The following is a 17,258-nucleotide window of genomic DNA, read 5'->3' as shown; positions in this document are numbered from 1 at the left end:
TCTGTGACGGGCGGATAACGGAACGTGCAGGCGCCACAGCCAAACGTCACAACGCGTGTGTCATCAACACGCGCGACTCTAGGGGGCAGCGCTAAGCTGTTCCATACCGCTAAATCATAGGGAATTTAACCCGCCGGACGCGATCAGTCCGCGTCGCCAGCCGAGATGTTTTGTGCAAGCGAGATCGCCACGCGGCGATCGTCTTCTGCTGCCACGGAGAAAGCCTGCTCCTGCAGGTTTTGGATCCATTTGCAGTTGACGGAGGAACACTTGTCCAGCGCAGCCGTCATGAAAGCGAGGCCACGAACGGTCTGGCCTTCCTGAAACAACAGATTGCCGAAGATCGACATTGCACCGGCATGACCGTGCTTGCGGGCCTGGTTCAGCCACTTCTTGGCCTGCTGCGCATCGGCACGACCGCCCTCGCCCGCCAGGATCATCTGCGCGAGTTCGAACTGCGCCTCGGCAACGCCGAAGGTAGAGGCGACCTGGAAATAAAGCTGGCGCGCCTGAGACAGGTCCGTCTTCACGGGGCTGCCGGGAATGCCGTGGCGGTAGTAATCGGCAAGCGAAAGCAGGGCGTTCACGAAAAAGCCCGTGTCTTCGGAACCGGGCTCCACGCCCTGGCTGGCAATCTCGCTGTAAATCTTGAAGGCTTCGAAGTCATTCTTGGCCACGCCGTCGCCAAAGGCATACATATTGGCAAGCGCCCAGCGGGAGCCCGTATGGCCCTTTTCCGCAGCATAGCGGTATGCCTCGACAGCATCGTCCTTCTTGCCGCTCTTGTAAGATTTGAAGCCGAACTTGAACAGGTCGAAAGGACCGGATTCCTTGGTCACGCCGGAATTGATATCAAAAGCAGCAGCAGGCATTGCAAGCGTCGCAAGCAATAACCCGGTACACAGCGGCTTCAAAACGTTGATGTCACATTTCAGCATTTAAACGGACTTCTCTCACTCTTCCCGGCGTATAGCGAATACTCACGCAATACTGCAAAGCCAATTCACACCAGGCTGCAACTTTGGAACACACTGCGTCTTTCCAGCCGCACTTTTGACAGTGCTGCCAGTCATGGCTTCCGGCGATAGATCAGTCTTTGCATGGGAACAAATGTAGGAGCCGTTTCCGGCAATATAACGGCGTCTGACTGCCGTCATGATCGTCTGGAGCAAGACCACGAATTCAATTCGTGCGTTTACTTGCTTAGACACTGAATCCACACTTGTTTTCACATTAACCACTTCCGCAGAACCCCTGTCGAAGCTTGCATATTCTTCCATTTCCCGCGCCCTCGAAGACAAACAAGCAACTTGTTTGTGGCGGGAAATGGACAAATAGGCAGGCATTCTTACGCTACGTGAAGGTTGCAGAAATATGTTGCCAAATCGTCACAATATTGCGAGCGGGCAACAAAAAAACCCGGCCTTGGCGGACCGGGTTTCAGAATAGTTCAAGCGCTGACTAGAACTTGACTTTAAGCGATGTCGAAACAGCCGCAACAAGGTCGTTACCAAAGCTGTAAGAGGCGTCATTACCGTAGACCTGACCGTTGATCGTGGTGAGACCAGAGGAACCACTTGTGAGGATGCCAAGAGCACCAGCAAGACGCAGTTCGACATTTTCGGTAGGAGAGTAGGAGACACCGGTACCCAGCGTCCACGTGTCTGTCTGAGTACCGAAGCCCTGAGAGGTTCCACGATCCCATGTTACGGTTACGGCGCCGCTCCACTGATCATTGAACTTGTGACCTACGCCGCCTGAGATAGTCCAGCCGTCGCGATAACCCAAATCAAGGGAGGTAGCGGGGTTTGCTCCACAGATAGGCACACCTGCCGTCGAGCAGTAAAATGGGACTTTCGAAAATTGGCTCCAGTCAACCCACTTCACAGAACCGAGCGCAAGCCAACCAGGTGCTATACCCGTCTGAAACTTGAACTCAAGCGTGTCTGGCATCGCCTGTGACCCGGAAACAGGCACGACTGGACCACCTAGTGCCGCGACCTGCGAAAGGTTAAGCGTGCCCGTGATGTCGTTCAACTTCACTTCACTATTATAAACAAGGCTCGCACGAAGTGCGTACTCTGGAATTTCATACGCGATGCCTGCGCGCCATCCCCAGCCATCACCTTTCAAATCAAGGCGACCAACACCTGTACCCAAAATATTAGCTGGCAAAACTTGACGTTCTTTAAAGCCAGAAAGCTCCTGATAAAAACCACCCCCAATGAAGCGAAGCTGTCCTTGTCCGACATCAAACTTGTAGGAACATGTTAAAGCATAGTTATCGCTCTCTACCTTGGTTTCGATATTCTCATTTACACCTGCCCAATTTCTTCCCGGCTTAGTATGCGCGCCCCAAGGCTGGGAATAATCAACCATACAATCCGTGGCATCACCGAATCCAGCTTTTAAGCCGACTCGAGGTACCCAGTAATTTTCGCTATCGTCTGTTGATGAAGACAAATTGTTGTTGTCGCCATTCTGTCCGAGAAGCGGGTTATTGCCGGTGTTCGTATCTCTCGCATTCTTCAACTTACGCTGAGGAGCAACGAACGTCGCAGTCGATTCTGCTGCAAATCGTGAACTATCAAAAAGCAGGTCAATATTATACCCGCCGCGCTCCAACCCACCCGCAAACGCAGGCGTCATCGATGTCAAACCGACCGCAAAGCTCAAGGCACCACTTAAAATGATATTTTGTTTTGCCATGTCTCTCCCCAATCAAGGCAATGCGTTGGGAAAAACGTGCCGTGCTTTGAAAAAAAAGGCAATCTACCGCCTGCTGAGCAAAGCGTTTTGCACTGCAAAAATAATTTACGTAAGATGCCCATCTACAGCGTATACGGGTTCTTTACAGCTAATTTGTTCTAACTATTAGGGATTAATCAGGCCAAAGCGGAATGAAATCCCACCAATTGACCGTTGTGTGACTCTGCCACCACAGCCATGTTTTTCACATTCAAAAGCCGTTATTTCGCCTGCTTCGCCCTATGGTCGCATCTGCCATCGAGGTTTCTGCAAAATTGTGAAGCGATTCTCTTGCTCGGCATCATTGCCGTAAGCATGGGGCATAAACCGCTGATCCGTTGCCAGTCTCCTGAAACACAGCTGCCGAAAAAGTTTGGCGGCATTTCCGTGTCGTGGTACTGGATCGACGAAATCGCCTCCTGAAAATGGCTGGCTTCCCAATCAAACCAACATGTCCGCCGGAACGCACATCGCGCTCTATGGCGGTGCGGGTGTACGATGCAAGACAAGACTTATTCCCCCATTCACGTCATCGGCGGCGGGCTGGCCGGTTCTGAAGCGGCCTGGCAGATTGCGCAGGCGGGCGTTCCAGTCATTCTGCACGAGATGCGCGGCGTGCGCGGTACGGATGCGCACAAGGGCGATGCGCTGGCGGAACTCGTCTGCTCCAACTCCTTCCGCTCGGATGATGCGACAGCCAACGCCGTGGGTGTCATTCACGCGGAAATGCGTCTTGCCGGTTCGCTGATCATCGCCTGCGCAGACCGCCACAAGGTGCCCGCTGGCAGCGCGCTCGCCGTGGATCGTGACGGCTTTGCCGATGCGGTGACGGCAGAGCTTGCCGCCCACCCGCTGATCACTGTCGTCCGCGAAGAAATCTCCGGTCTGCCGCCGCAGGAGTGGGACAACACCATCATCGCCACCGGCCCGCTGACTTCGCCGAACCTGGCGGCCGCCATTCAGGCCGAAACGGGTGAGGATGCGCTTGCCTTCTTTGACGCCATCGCCCCCATCATCCACCGTGACAGCATCAACATGGATATCTGCTGGTACCAGTCGCGCTATGACAAGATCGGCCCCGGCGGCAATGGCAAGGACTATATCAACTGTCCGCTGGATGAGCAGCAATACCATGCCTTCATCGACGCGTTGATCGCGGGCGATACGGTCGGTTTCAAGGAGTGGGAAGGCACGCCCTACTTCGACGGCTGCCTGCCGATCGAAATCATGGCGGAGCGCGGACGCGAAACGCTGCGTCACGGGCCGATGAAGCCGATGGGCCTGACGAATGCCCACAACCCGACCGTCAAGGCTTACGCCGTGGTTCAGCTTCGGCAGGACAATGCGCTAGGCACGCTTTACAATATGGTCGGTTTCCAGACGAAGCTGAAATACGGCACGCAGGCGGATATTTTCCGTATGATTCCGGGTCTGGAAAACGCCGAGTTCGCGCGTCTCGGCGGTCTGCACCGCAATACCTATATCGATTCCCCTCGCCTGCTCGATCCATCGCTGCGGTTGAAATCGCGGCCCTCGGTGCGCTTTGCGGGTCAGATCACCGGTTGCGAAGGCTATGTCGAAAGCGCCTCCATCGGCCTGCTGACGGGTCGCTTCGCCAGTGCGGAGCGCAAGGGCGAGCCGGTTAGCCTGCCGCCTGCGACGACAGCCCTCGGTTCGCTGCTCAGCCACATCACCGGCGGCCATCTTTCGACGGATGAAGAACCCGGCAAACGCTCGTTCCAGCCGATGAACGTGAATTTCGGGCTTTTCCCGGAACTCGCGCCCGGCTCCATCGTCAAGCCGGAGGGCGTCAAACGCTTCCGCGGCAAGGACAAGACGATCATGAAGCGGCACCTCATGGCCAAGCGTGCGCTGACCGATTGCGCATCATGGCTTGGCGTTCCCGCCCCTGTGTTCGCTCAAGTAGAAGAGGACGGCGACGGCGTGGAAGCAGGGGCATCCGCCGCCTGATCCTCTGAAATCTCCGGCAGGCTTTCGGCGGCTTCCAGATAGCTGCCGAGCAGCCACAGAGAGACTTCCGCCGCCTCGCCTGCCGATTTGAACCGGTACGCGCCGCTATATTTCGGCGCGTCGACAAAGGTCACCACGAACCCGTCGCCGGTTTCCAGTTGCTCCACCGTAATGCGCTCGGGATCAATGAGCATGCAGGCGTGGTGCTTGCCCATATTTCGCATGAAACCGGCCTTGTTGTCGTGCAGTCGCACGAACACGGCCATGCCATCTGCGGTCATGTGCAAGCTGCGAATGGCTTCGGTTGGAAAAGCGCGCGCGAAGTCGAGAATGGCCTGTCCGGTGTCGTGACTGTCATCGTCACCCGCATCCCGTTTCATCCGCCAGAAATACATGCCCAGAAAGCCGAGCGGAACGAGAATGACGATCCAAATCAAAGGGTCCATCGACGTTGCTCCATGCGGCGGCTGGTGGTGTTGGCGGGGAAGTGTCTCATTGCTGTCGGTTCATAGCCAGCGAGCCTTGCGCGAATATTGAGGAGGCTAAAACCGCTTCAGCACCGAGGCCTTGCCCAGCAGCCACTGCCGCCGCAGCATCGATGGCTGCATATCCTGTTCGAATAGCCCGGCCCCTGCCCGGCGTGCATCGGCGATCACCCTGCCCGTCAGTGCCACCGGAATGAAGGCCGGGAATACGGGCTTAGGTATCGTTGCGCCACGCGCCTTTTTCAGATGGTCTTGCGCGTGGACGCAAAAAATCTCGATGGCTGCGGCGATACGCGACGTGTCCTTGCCTTCCAGAAATGTCTCCCGGTCCAGTCCTGCCGCCGACAGCATGTCGAGCGGAATATAGACCTGACCGCGCCGTCTGTGCAGCGGCGCCAGCAACAGCATTCCCGCCATAGCCTGCGCCACGCCTGCGTGACCGGCGGCATGGGCGCTCAGGGTCGCATCGGCGGGCGATAGCACGAGGCTGCACAGCTGAATCAGTGCCGATGCCGTTTCCCCGGCATAGCCTTCCATCGCGTTGCGATCTTCGAAAGGGTCGTCATAGAGATCGAATATCCTGGCGTCGATCATGTCGATCAACGTCTGGCGCGGCAGGCCGAAGGTTTCGATGGCGCTCAGCAGCCCCGCGGCGACAGGGTTGGCAAGGCTTTCGCCATGCGGCGATCCGTCCAGAAAATCACGCCACCATTGCATCCGTACCTCACCCGGCAAAGCTTCGCGCACGAGGTCGCGAATGCGGGCAATCTCGGCGTTGAAGGCGTAGAGCGCAGAAAGAGCGGGGCGTTTGTCTTCAGGCGAAAGCAGACAGGCGAGATAGCGGTCTCGGTCGAGATCACGCAACATCGTCAGGCACGCGTCCTTGTCTGCCAACGGCTCGGTCATGACTGTTCCGCTCTTTCAGCCTTCGACGGCAATCAGGGCTGCCGCAACGGCACGCGCTTCCGATAGCATGATGTTGTACGTCCGCACCGCAGCCCCCGTGCTCATCGGGTCAGCGGCAATGCCTGCGTCCCGCAAAGCCTGCTTCAACTCTTTGGGAAGGACACGCATCGTATCGCCCATGCCGACCAGCAAGACTTCGATGTCGCCGGCCTGCGCAATGATCCGCGAAAAATCCTCGACGGACAGTTTTGTCGCATCATCGACGCTCCAACCGTGAATGCCCGAAGGCAAACAGAGGATGGAGCCGCGATGGGACATGTCGGCAAAGCGAAAGCCGCCATTGCCATAGGCATCAATTGGCGCCCGGCCGGGAAAATGGGCCGGGCGTATTTCTATACCAGCCGCCATCAGACCGCAGGCTTGCCGTCAATGGCGTTTGTCTTGCCATTGGACTTGGCATCGGCCTTCTCGTCCTCGGTGTCATTACCACCTGGGCGAAGCTTGAAGGCGATAAGCACTGGTGCAGCGATGTAGACCGACGAGAAGACGCCGATACCCACACCGAACAGCATAGCAAAAGTGAAGGACCGGATAACTTCGCCGCCGAAGAGGTAGAGCGACAGCAGCGCCAGCATCACCGTCAGACCCGTGAGGATCGTACGGGACAATGTCTGATTCAGCGAAACGTCGATGATCATGGACAGCGGCATCTTCTTGTAACGCCGCAGGTTTTCACGAATTCGGTCATAGATGACGACGGTATCGTTCAGCGAATAGCCGATGATAGTCAGGATCGCCGCGATACTGGTGAGGTTGAACTCGATGCCTAAGAACACGAAGAGACCAACCGTCAGCACCACGTCATGCACCATCGAGATGATGGCACCGAGCGCGAACTGCCACTCGAACCGCACCCAGATGTAGGCCATGATAGCGACCATGGCGAGCAGAATGCCGATGGTGGAGGTGAAGGTCAGGTCGCCTGAAACGGCAGGACCGACGACTTCCACGCGCCGGAACTCGTACTTGTCCTCAAGCTCGCCACGCACCAGCGTGATGGCAGACTGTTCGGCATTCTCGCCACCTTCCTGCGCCTGAATGCGGATCAACACGTCCTGTGGCGTACCGAAGCCCTGCGCCTGGATTTCGCCAAGGTTGAGCTGGCTCAACCGGTCGCGAATGTCGGCAATGTCGGCATCACCCTGCTTGGCCTTGACCTCGATGACGGAGCCGCCCTGGAAGTCGATACCCAGGTTGAGACCCTTGGTCATGAATCCACCAACGCAGGCCAGCATCACCGCACCGGTGAAGAGGAACACGTAACGGCGGTAGCGCATGAACGGAATATCCTTGCCATCGAAAATGGCGGTGCGGATACCGTTCGGCAGATGCTTTGGACGGCTGCGGCGAACCCATACACCGAACAGCCATGCCGTCAGCGTGTAAGCGGTGAAGACGGTGGTGACGATACCGACGGCAAGCGTGACCGCAAAGCCCTTGACAGGGCCCGTGCCCATATAGAACAGCACGCTGGCGACGATCAGTGTCGTCAGGTTGGCGTCGATGATGGTCGCAAAGGCGCGCGTAAACCCGTTCTCCAGCGAGGATATCAGCGGTTTGCCGCTTTTCACCTCTTCACGAATACGCTCATAGATCAGCACGTTCGAATCGACGGCCATACCGATGGTCAGCACGATACCGGCGATACCCGGCAACGTCAGCGTCGACCCGATCATACTCAGCACCGCCAGCAGCATGACGATGTTCACGATCAGCGCGATGTTCGCCAGCAGGCCGAAGAAGCCGTAGAAAATGAACATGAAGATGACAACGCCGACCGCACCGATGGCGCTGGCCATCAGACCGGCGTTGATCGAATCGCTACCAAGGCTTGGGCCAACCGTGCGTTCTTCAACAACGGTCAGGGTTGCCGGAAGTGCACCGGCACGCAGCAGAACGGCGAGGTCGTTTGCGCCCTGAACCGAGAAGTTACCGGAAATCTGGCCCGAACCACCGATGATCGGCTCGCGAATCACAGGCGCGGAAATGACTTGGTTATCGAGAATGATGGCGAAAGGCTTGCCGACATTCTGCTGTGTGGCCTGCGCAAAACGCTGCGCGCCACGGCTGTCGAAGCGGAAGGTCACGACAGGTTCGTTGTTCTGCTGGTTAAAGCTCGCCTGCGAATCGACCAGATTGTCACCGGAGACCAGTGCGCGGCGCTCGACCAGATACGGAACCGGCGGATCGTCCTGTGAGTAGAGAATTTCAGATGTTGCTGGCGGACGACCATTCAGGGCCTCCTGCACCGGCATCGACGTATCGACCATGCGGAAGGACAGCTTTGCCGTCTGGTTCAACAGCGACTTCAAACGCTGCGGATCCTGAAGGCCCGGCACCTGCACGATGATGCGGTCGGAACCCTGACGCTGGATCAGAGGCTCGGTGGTACCGACCTCGTCCACGCGGCGGCGAACGACTTCGATGGACTGCGATACGGCAGACGACAAGCGGTAGTTGATGCCGTCATCGGTGAGGTTGAGGCGCAGCAGATTGTCGCCAGCATCGCTCATCGTGACTTCATTGATGGATGTGCCGACCAGCGTACCGGAAGAGACGGGCAGCGTCAGGTCGCGAAGTGCGGTCTTTGCGGCCTCGTACTGGGCCGGATCGCTGATGCGGACCTGCACCTGTTGGCCGTTACCGGCAAGGCCGGAATACTTGATGTTGGCATCACGCAGCTGGGTGCGCACATCGCCCACGATGGTCTCGAGACGTTCCTTCACGATGTCGGAACGCTCGATCTTGAGCATGATGTGGGAGCCACCCTGAAGGTCGAGACCTAGCGTTACCTTATTATCCTTGTACCAGTTGGGCATGCCCTCCAGCTGCTTGTCGGTAAACAGGTTTGGAGAAGCGATAAACACGCTTATCAGCACGGCCAGCCAGATGAAGGCTGTTTTCCAGCGGGAAAAATGAAGCATTGAGGTCTCGGTCAGGGTTGGGTGTCAGAACCCAGGCTGCGGTCGCCGCAGCCTGCTTATTAGGTGCGTCGCGTATGTTACTTCGCGTTGGCAGGCGCTTCGGTCTTCACCGGCTCACCCTTGACGCGGACTTCGGCGATGTAGGTGCGCGATGCACGAACCTTGACGCCTTCGGCGATTTCGACTTCCAGCTCGTTGTCATCGATGACCTTGGTCACCTTGCCGACGATACCGCCACCGAGAACGACCTGATCGCCGCGACGGATGGCCGTCAATGTTTCCTGACGCTTCTTCAACTGTGCGCGCTGTGGACGGATCAGGAAGAAGTACCAGACCACCATCAACGGTGCGAACAGGAAAAGCATTTCGAGGCCAGACCCGAATGCAGATGGTGCGCCCGCTGCATCCTGGGCAAAAGCTTGGCTAATGAACATTAAGAACTCCTCAGATTATCGGGCGCAGTCTTCGCCACTGGCCGGCTTTTCAAGCCGCCGGAATATAGTTGCGATCCCCTAGAATGCAACAGACAGACACTGCGCGCCGTACCGTTTCCACGCCTCATAACCTTTCAACGCAATAAACACCATGCTACCCCGCAGAAATTCTAGGCTTGTGCCGCCTTCATGGCGTGGAAAACACAACGGGAACTGTTTGCAGGGAGACGCGACGATGACGCCGGAAGAAACCAACATGGCTCTGCTTGCCGAAGTTCGACGCATCGCCACCGCGCTGGAGCGCCTGGCGGGCCCCGCCCCCGCCGCAAACGACTGGAACAGCGCCGATTGCTTCGTCTGGGTGCCCGCCAATAGCTGGCTACAGCCCGTGCCCCGGCCAAACCGCATTGCTCTTCAACTTATTCGTGGCGTGGATCATGTACGCGATATCCTGCACGAGAACACGCTTCGCTTTGCGGAAGGCTTTGCCGCCAACAATGTCCTTCTCTGGGGCGCGCGCGGCATGGGTAAATCCTCGCTGGTCAAAGCTGTTCACGAAGACGTGCGTGCAGCCAGCGGCGCGGCCTTGAAACTAGTGGAGGTCCACCGTGAAGACATTCATACCCTGCCCGCCCTCCTCGATATATTGAAAGCATCTGATCAGCGCGTCATTCTCTTTTGCGACGACCTGTCATTCGACCACGATGATACCGCCTACAAATCGCTCAAGGCAGCGCTGGATGGCGGCATAGAGGGGCGGCCTGACAACGTGTTGTTTTACGCCACCTCCAACCGCCGCCACCTCCTGCCCCGTCACATGATGGAAAACGAGCAATCGACCGCCATCAACCCGTCCGAGGCCGTTGAGGAAAAGGTGTCGCTGTCAGATCGCTTCGGCCTGTGGCTCGGCTTCCACAAATGCAGCCAGGATGACTATCTGACGATGATCGATGGCTACAGCGACTACTTCGATCTGGGGATGTCGCGAGAAACGCTCCATCGCGAAGCGCTGGAATGGGCAACCACACGCGGCGGTCGTTCAGGCCGCGTCGCATGGCAATATATACAGGATGCCGCAGGACGTCTGCGCAAACCGCTGGACCGATAGGCTAGATTCGCGACAATCTGCGCGAGTAAAGCCGGAAATATTCGGCGGCGAGACGAAAGTTTTAGCCGTCGAAGATATAATATCGACCTTAATTAGTATTTCAGACGATACTTCGGAACAAACCGATCACGATTTCGTTTTTCGCAGGCGCAAAACAAGCGCTACTGTCAGGAGAGCGAAATGACCGACCAAACAAGATATGCCACTACGACGACAGGTGTTCACGCTCCTGTACTGCGCGATTCGATTGCAAATGTTTCCTGGGGCAGCATCTTTGCTGGTGTCGCCATTGCGCTTTCGCTGCATTTGCTGCTCAACCTCTTAGGCCTCGCTATCGGCGCAGGCGTCATCGATCCCGCGCAGAACGACACGCCAACAGCAGCTTCTCTTTCCACCGGCTCCGTTATCTGGGTCATCGTCAGCGGCATCATCGCAGCCTTCATCGGCGCTTATGTTGCAAGCCGCCTGTCGGGTCGGGTAGTTCGCTCCACGGGCGCTCTGCATGGCCTCGCATCCTGGGCTGTCACGACACTGATCGTCTTTTACCTGCTGACAACATCCGTTGGCGCATTGGTCGGCGGCGCGTTCACAGGCGTAACGAGCGTTTTCTCTGGCGCCGGTTCCACCATCGCAACTGCGGCAACCGCTGCTGCACCATCGCTCGCTACGGCGAACAACCCGATGTCGACAATCGAACAGCGTATCCGTGAAGCAAGCGGCGGCAACGACCCGCAGGCCCTGCGCGATGCAGCCGTCAGTGCCATGCGCGCTGCTCTGACCGGTGATCAGGCTCAGGCAGACGATGCCCGCAACCGTGCTGCCGATGCTCTGGCCCGCGCCCAGGGTATCCCTGTCGATCAGGCCCGCCAGCAGGTTACCGATTACGAAAACCAGTACAAGCAGGCCGTCGAACAGGCAAAGAAGACCGCAACTGAAGCCGCTCAGGCAACCGCCACAGGCGTTTCCACCGCTGCTTACGTTGCTTTCGGTGCACTTCTGATCGGTGCCATCGCAGCCCTCTTCGGCGGCAACATCGGCGCAGCTCATACGGACCGTCGCCGCGAAACCATCATCGAGTAAACAAAAGCATAGTCATCGCGGTGCCCGTAAAAACGGACATCGCGACACTTCCACGGGTCGCTTCCAAGCGGCCCGTTTTTTATTGGAACTCGAAGATTTGCCGGAAGACACCGGGTGCAATCAACGAAAGAGGGTTGATCGTCAGGCGCGGTGAATCGGTCTGGCCGGTCAGCTTGAATGTGATGCCCAGCAATCCGCGATCCCGCCCGTTGCCGAGGAAGATGCCGATAAAGGGCAACTCGCCGAACAGGCGGTTCAGACCATAGGCGGGCATGAACGTGCCGGTCATATCCATATTGCCATTCTGATCCTTGACCAGACCCTGGAATGTCGCGCCGATCTGCTCACCCCTGATGACGCCATTTTCCAGCGCCAGCGTGCCATTGACATAGACCACACGGGCAAAACCACGCTGAAACTTTTCCGAGCTGACATCGATATTGCGGCGAACGGCGTTATTGAGGCTTCGCCCATCCTCGCCCGTGGGCGTGGCGACGATATCCTGAAGCTTGGCTTCGTTCAGAACCGCGAAGTTGCGCATGTCGAGCGATCCGCTCCAGTCGTTGCCGTTGGCCGTCGTCAGTGCAAGGTTCAGTAGGCCGCCACGCACGCGCGAATAGAGGTTGGTGAAGCGGGCAAAGGAACCTGCATCGCTTGTGGTCAGATTGATCGTTCCGCCGCCGCCCCGGTTGGTGGTCTGGGCAACCAGCGCCTGCCCCCGGCTGGTGACGGCCTTCATGTCGATGGTCCGCAGCTTGCCATCGCGCAAATTGACGTCGGCATTGACGTTGCTCATCACCTCGTCATTGAAACCGTAAACCTTATCCAATTGCGCCTTGATGGAGAAAGCACCGAAATCGGTATCGTCGGATGGTACAGCGCCGCCATTCTTCGCCGACGAGTTCCGCAACCTTGCGATCAGGGGCCTTAGATCGATGGACTTGCCGCTGGCGTTGATCGTGTAATTCTTGCGCACTGAGGAAACGCTGACAGAGACATCGTCCTGTGGGGAAAGCTGGAAGCGCGAGAAATTGGCAGCGGTCAGCCCGGATTTGTCGAATGTCAGATCACCCGCCGCGCCGAAACCATCGCCCTTCAGCGAAAAATTCTCGATGGACGTACGGCCATCCGCCGTCTCCATCACGAAGGATGCGGATGCCGGAATGCCCGCACCTTTGGTCCAGCCAATGCCGGGCAGCACGATGGAAGCGTTCGAGAGATCAAGCTTTACGGTCTGGCGACGCGGGTCGGAGGCATTGATCTCGAGCATGGTCGTGCCGCCGAGAAGCTTGGTCAACTCAGGCGCGAGCTTGGCCACCTGACCCGGCTCTAGCGTTGCCTTGATCACCATCTGCCGCGGCACGGTGCTGGTCTTGCGCGTCGGCTGCACGACATCGATATCCATCGCGACATCATCGACGCGCGCTTTGCCCTTTAGCCGCAGGGCGTCGTTGTCGATCGTCAGCGGTCCATTCACCGCCGAGATATTGCGACCCGAGAAGGGCTTGGTCAGCGCGACACCGTCCAGATCCAGCCGCGCAGACCATGCAGGCGGCGGCGGGCTTTGGCTGGCCAGCAGGCCGATCCGCAGCTTGGCATTGGCTTTCACCTGCCCGGCGAAATCACCCGGCTTGAACTCCGTGTCGCGCAGAGCATTGATCGGCTGGAAGGTCGCAAGCTCCGCCACCGCATCCGCCGAGCCCGAGACATTGAGGTCCAGATCAACCATCAGCGGCTTGTCATAGACGGATTTGATCGAGAACGTGCTGTTTTCGAGCGTCAGCGTGCGATTGGAGGGGAAGAACGATGTCGCCTTAATGATATCGACATCGATCGTCTCGCCGATCAGCTCAAAGTGAGCGTATACATCGCGCAGCGGCGGGATATCGCCAGCTACATTAAGACGGGTGTTTTCCACGTCGAACTTAATCTGCAATTCGCTATCGGCAAGTTCCAGCGGGCAACCGGGGCCACACATCCGTCCCTGCGGAATAAAGACGGAAATCGATCCGTTTCTGATCGTACCGCCGAACAGGTTGGACACCACCCAAGGCCTTGCCTTGCGGGCCATCCAGAACGGCCATAACTGCTTGACCGCTGTCGCCTCCATCTTGGCGATCTGGCCGCCGAAACTGATTTCAGGCGAACCCTTGCCGACGAAATGGACCTTGAGAGACCCGGCCATATCGCCGAGTGCACTCTTTACATAGAGCGCTGGCACATCGAGCAGGAGTGTCGATTTGTTGAATGTTCCATCCGCCGTCAGGTCGAAGGTGACGGGCGGTTCTCCACCCGCTTCGGCCAGCGCAGTTGCCCGCTCCATGCGCAGGGCAAGGTCGTAGCCGGTGGCGCTGTCCTTGATTTCGCCCCGCAGCGGCAGAATGGTCTGGCGGAGCGTCAGGTGCGAGTTTTCGAGCGCAATGACGGTCTTGTCGAAATCGTAGCGGGCATTGATCACGCCGCTCGATACCGGCTGCGCATCGCCGCCGATATAGAGCTTACCATCGCCGATGCCGACAGAAACGGACAGAGAAGGCTCCGCATCGCCGTGATCGCGATTGCCGATGATATTGAAGCCCGCCTTGACGTTCAGCCCCTGGTGCATCAGCCCTTCCGGGTCGTGCTGCTCCAGAAGCGGGCCGATATCGAAGCCATCGAGCCGTGCGCTGAAATTGCCGATCGTGCCTTGAGCACCACGGGCCGCGAGCGACAGCGTCGCCACCTCTCCATTAAAGGAAACATTGCCATCCAGCGAATATCCACCGTTACCATCCGGTACCAGCGATAATTCCTCGAGCAAGATGGTGCGCGGCTGGCCGTCGTCGCGCGCAGGCAGGCGCACGGCGATGTCGGAAAGATCGATCTCCTCCGTACCGCTGGCCTCGAAGGCCAGCGCAAAACGGTCTAGTTCTGCAAAGGCGAGATTGAGATAGGAAGGCACATCACCCACGCGCAGGCTTGAAAAATCCAGCCCCTGCCCTTTGGGCAGAAGCGCCGTATCCAACTCCATGCCGGTGGCCTCGAGGCTTTGCACCGAGACGCGACCGGTCAGGAGCGCCAGCGGATTAAGCGCCATGCCAATGGCACGCGCGCGGCTGACATGCTGGCCGGTGCCCTGGTCGATGATATCGACGTCCTGCGCCACCAGCGCCAGGTGAAAGCCGGATGCGAACCGCACGGATGTGGAGCCGATCCGTGCCTCGTATTTGGAACCGAGCGACCGTTCCAGCGCCTGCTTGGCCTGGGTGGACAGCGTGCTGTCGATAGAACCGGTCTCGATCGAAACGATGATGCCACCAATGGAAATGAAGGCGAGGACGACGAGAGCCGCAAACATCTTGAACAGCGATCGCATCATGGAGCGCGGGAGCGGGCAATGCACGATGATAGGATCTTCGACCTGGGCAGAGGGCATCGCATGCAGCGGCGTGATATCGCGCTTGCTGAAGCTTACCTTTTCACCACGAATTTCCGCCATCCGCCTGTGCTTGCTCCCGGAATTGCCACGCCCTGAAAATACCATCAGGGTCTGTTCGGAATGGCGGCTCAACCAACCACACCGTCTGACTCGCCACAAGACTGGACGAAGCTCTTATTCGGTATATATCGAATAATGGCCCATTTACTTAACAATCCGGCGAAAGAAAGGTCACCCATGACAGAACTGAAAATCGGAGATGCTGCACCGGATTTCACCCTTCCCAGAAACGGTACGGGCGAAGTCAATCTCGCAGGCCTCAAAGGCAAGGCTGTGGTGCTCTATTTCTACCCGAAGGACGATACGTCGGGCTGCACGGCGCAGGCCATAGATTTCAGCGCCATGGGCGCGGATTTCGAGGCGGCCAATGCCGTCGTCATCGGCATCTCACCCGATTCGGTAAAGAGCCACGACAAATTCGCCGCCAAGCACGCCCTCACCGTCATGCTGGCGTCCGACGAGGAACGGCAGGTACTTGAAACCTACGGCGTGTGGAAAGAAAAAAGCATGTATGGCAAGAAATATATGGGCGTCGAGCGCACCACATATCTCGTGGCCCCGGATGGCAAAATCGCCCATATCTGGAACAAGGTAAAGGTGCCCGGTCACGCGCAGGACGTGCTCGAGACGATCAAAAAGCTCTGAAATCGACGCGTGGACAACGAGACTGCCCGCGAAAGTCAAAACTTCGTTAACCTTAACAAATTACTATCCAGCTGAACGTGATCTTGGCTGGAGGTGGATTTTGACGGAAGCGGGTAAAAACCTGGCCTTTGGCAAAAAGCGCCAGCAGCACGTTCTCATTCTGGCGAGTGGCGAAAAGGTTCGCCACATCACCGTCCGTCCCTGGCTTGCCGCAACGGCACTGTGCCTCGCAGGCCTCCTCAGCGTCGGTTACATCGGCTCCACCGCCTATCTGATTTTGCGGGACGATCTGGTCGGCGCGACGATTGCCCGCCAGTCACGTATTCAGCGCGAATATGAAGATCGCATCGCCGCGTTGCGCGCGCAAGTGGACCGCGTCACATCCAAACAGCTTCTTGACCAGCAAGTGGTGGAGCGCAAGGTCGAGAAGCTTCTGGAACAGCAGAACGCCCTCACCTCACGCCACGGTCGCATGAGCGAGTTGCTCGAACGGGCCGAGAAATCCGGCCTGTCCGAAACGCCGGTCGATAGCCGCCCCGTCAACGCCTATTCCGCAGACAAGCGCGCCAGCCTGTCTGGCGCTTCCAGCGCGATCGAACACCTGATGGCCCCGCCATCGTCGGCAACCGCCCTCAAGGGCAGCCTCGGTTACGGCACCAGAAGCGACAAACTGTCAGAACGCAGCCTTGCCAAAATGGTCGCTTCGCTGAGCGAGGTCGAAAACGATCAGTTAAGCCGAATCGCTTCGCTGACCACGGGTGCCGCCAGCAAGGCAGATGCCATGGCGGATATCATCCGCAGCACCGGCATCAAGATCGACGACAAATCGAGTGAAAATATCGGCGGCCCCTTTGTCGAGCCGATGACGGGTAGCGTCGAAACCTTCGAGACATCGCTGAGCAATCTCGACGACGCCCTGAACCGTCTGGAAAGCGTGCGCGGCGCAGCCGTGGCACTTCCTTTCGGCAACCCTGCCCCCGGTCGCGAGATATCCAGCCGATTCGGCAACCGGATCGATCCCTTCCTCGGACGCCTCGCTTTGCATGCCGGTGTGGATTTCGTCGCCGAAACGGGCGCCGACGTCCACACGACAGGTGCCGGAACGGTCATTAGCGCCGGGTTTTCCGGCGGTTACGGCAATATGGTCGAGGTCGATCACGGCAAGGGTATCACCACCCGCTACGGCCATATGTCACAAATTCTGGTCAAGGAAGGCGACAAGGTCGCACTGGGTGATGTTCTCGGAAAAGCCGGCAGTACCGGTCGTTCGACAGGCCCGCATGTCCATTACGAAGTACGCCTGAATGACAATCCGGTCGATCCGATGCGGTTTCTGGTTGCCGGAACCGAGCTAAAAACCTATCTTCAATAGAACAGTCGCCAATGCGCGACTTGGTTATTGATACCGATACAATTGCC

14 protein-coding genes are annotated in these 17,258 nt (G+C 57.9%); 6 read left to right on the top strand and 8 right to left on the bottom strand.

The window, feature by feature from the left end; genetic code table 11:
* Nucleotides 1-143: 143 nt before the first annotated feature.
* Nucleotides 144-938 (bottom strand): exopolysaccharide production regulator ExoR, encoded by a 795-nt coding sequence (gene exoR / locus QRN55_RS09905; protein WP_233121156.1) that lies wholly within the window; start codon nt 936-938, stop codon nt 144-146.
* Nucleotides 939-1,461: 523 nt separating this feature from the next.
* A complete protein-coding gene (locus QRN55_RS09900) occupies nt 1,462-2,709 on the bottom strand; it encodes an OmpP1/FadL family transporter (protein WP_502871308.1) in 1,248 nt (415 codons plus the stop codon).
* A gap of 330 nt (nt 2,710-3,039) precedes the next feature.
* Here QRN55_RS09900 and QRN55_RS09895 point away from each other — a divergent pair, with 330 nt between their 5' ends.
* A complete protein-coding gene (locus tag QRN55_RS09895) occupies nt 3,040-3,171 on the top strand; it encodes a hypothetical protein (RefSeq protein WP_284776552.1) in 132 nt (43 codons plus the stop codon).
* 75 nt (nt 3,172-3,246) lie between these two features.
* Nucleotides 3,247-4,719, top strand: a complete 1,473-nt coding sequence (gene trmFO / locus QRN55_RS09890) for a methylenetetrahydrofolate--tRNA-(uracil(54)-C(5))-methyltransferase (FADH(2)-oxidizing) TrmFO (protein WP_284776551.1) — start codon at nt 3,247-3,249, stop codon at nt 4,717-4,719.
* Here the strand turns inward: trmFO and QRN55_RS09885 are convergent.
* From QRN55_RS09885 to yajC, 5 genes are all read right to left on the bottom strand, one after another.
* On the bottom strand, nt 4,668-5,165 hold the full coding sequence (locus QRN55_RS09885; protein WP_233134541.1) for a hypothetical protein: 498 nt from the start codon (nt 5,163-5,165) through the stop codon (nt 4,668-4,670). The two genes, trmFO and QRN55_RS09885, sit on opposite strands and share 52 nt — an antisense overlap.
* A gap of 96 nt (nt 5,166-5,261) precedes the next feature.
* Nucleotides 5,262-6,110, bottom strand: a complete 849-nt coding sequence (locus QRN55_RS09880; protein WP_284776550.1) for a phytoene/squalene synthase family protein — start codon at nt 6,108-6,110, stop codon at nt 5,262-5,264.
* Between the two features lie 15 nt (nt 6,111-6,125).
* A complete protein-coding gene (locus QRN55_RS09875) occupies nt 6,126-6,518 on the bottom strand; it encodes an Mth938-like domain-containing protein (protein WP_284776549.1) in 393 nt (130 codons plus the stop codon).
* On the bottom strand, nt 6,518-9,094 hold the full coding sequence (secDF, locus tag QRN55_RS09870; RefSeq protein ID WP_284776548.1) for a protein translocase subunit SecDF: 2,577 nt from the start codon (nt 9,092-9,094) through the stop codon (nt 6,518-6,520). The genes QRN55_RS09875 and secDF overlap by 1 nt, the downstream gene beginning before the upstream one ends.
* A gap of 77 nt (nt 9,095-9,171) precedes the next feature.
* Nucleotides 9,172-9,528: a preprotein translocase subunit YajC gene (gene yajC, locus QRN55_RS09865; protein ID WP_042619276.1), complete on the bottom strand. Its 357-nt coding sequence runs from the start codon at nt 9,526-9,528 to the stop codon at nt 9,172-9,174.
* Nucleotides 9,529-9,763: 235 nt separating this feature from the next.
* Here yajC and QRN55_RS09860 point away from each other — a divergent pair, with 235 nt between their 5' ends.
* Both QRN55_RS09860 and QRN55_RS09855 read left to right on the top strand, forming a co-directional pair.
* Nucleotides 9,764-10,636, top strand: a complete 873-nt coding sequence (locus QRN55_RS09860; protein WP_112499747.1) for an ATP-binding protein — start codon at nt 9,764-9,766, stop codon at nt 10,634-10,636.
* A 180-nt stretch (nt 10,637-10,816) separates the two neighbouring features.
* On the top strand, nt 10,817-11,716 hold the full coding sequence (locus tag QRN55_RS09855) for a BAR domain-containing protein (protein WP_112499746.1): 900 nt from the start codon (nt 10,817-10,819) through the stop codon (nt 11,714-11,716).
* Between the two features lie 79 nt (nt 11,717-11,795).
* Here QRN55_RS09855 and QRN55_RS09850 read toward each other — a convergent pair whose 3' ends face one another.
* The gene (locus QRN55_RS09850) at nt 11,796-15,194 is read right to left on the bottom strand and encodes a YhdP family protein (RefSeq protein WP_284776547.1); all 3,399 of its coding nucleotides are present in this window, start codon (nt 15,192-15,194) and stop codon (nt 11,796-11,798) included.
* Between the two features lie 177 nt (nt 15,195-15,371).
* Between QRN55_RS09850 and bcp the strand changes: the two genes are divergently transcribed.
* A complete protein-coding gene (gene bcp / locus QRN55_RS09845; protein WP_284776546.1) occupies nt 15,372-15,839 on the top strand; it encodes a thioredoxin-dependent thiol peroxidase in 468 nt (155 codons plus the stop codon).
* Between the two features lie 100 nt (nt 15,840-15,939).
* Nucleotides 15,940-17,211, top strand: coding sequence for a M23 family metallopeptidase (locus QRN55_RS09840; RefSeq protein WP_284776545.1), 1,272 nt, complete (start codon nt 15,940-15,942; stop codon nt 17,209-17,211).
* The last annotated feature ends 47 nt before the right edge of the window (nt 17,212-17,258 follow it).

The sequence above is a fragment of the Agrobacterium sp. lyk4-40-TYG-31 genome (assembly GCF_030209855.1).
GTDB classification, from domain to species: domain Bacteria; phylum Pseudomonadota; class Alphaproteobacteria; order Rhizobiales; family Rhizobiaceae; genus Agrobacterium; species Agrobacterium vaccinii.
The sequence above is the reverse complement of the archived record's forward strand: the minus strand, read 5'-3'. Positions and strand labels throughout refer to the sequence as shown.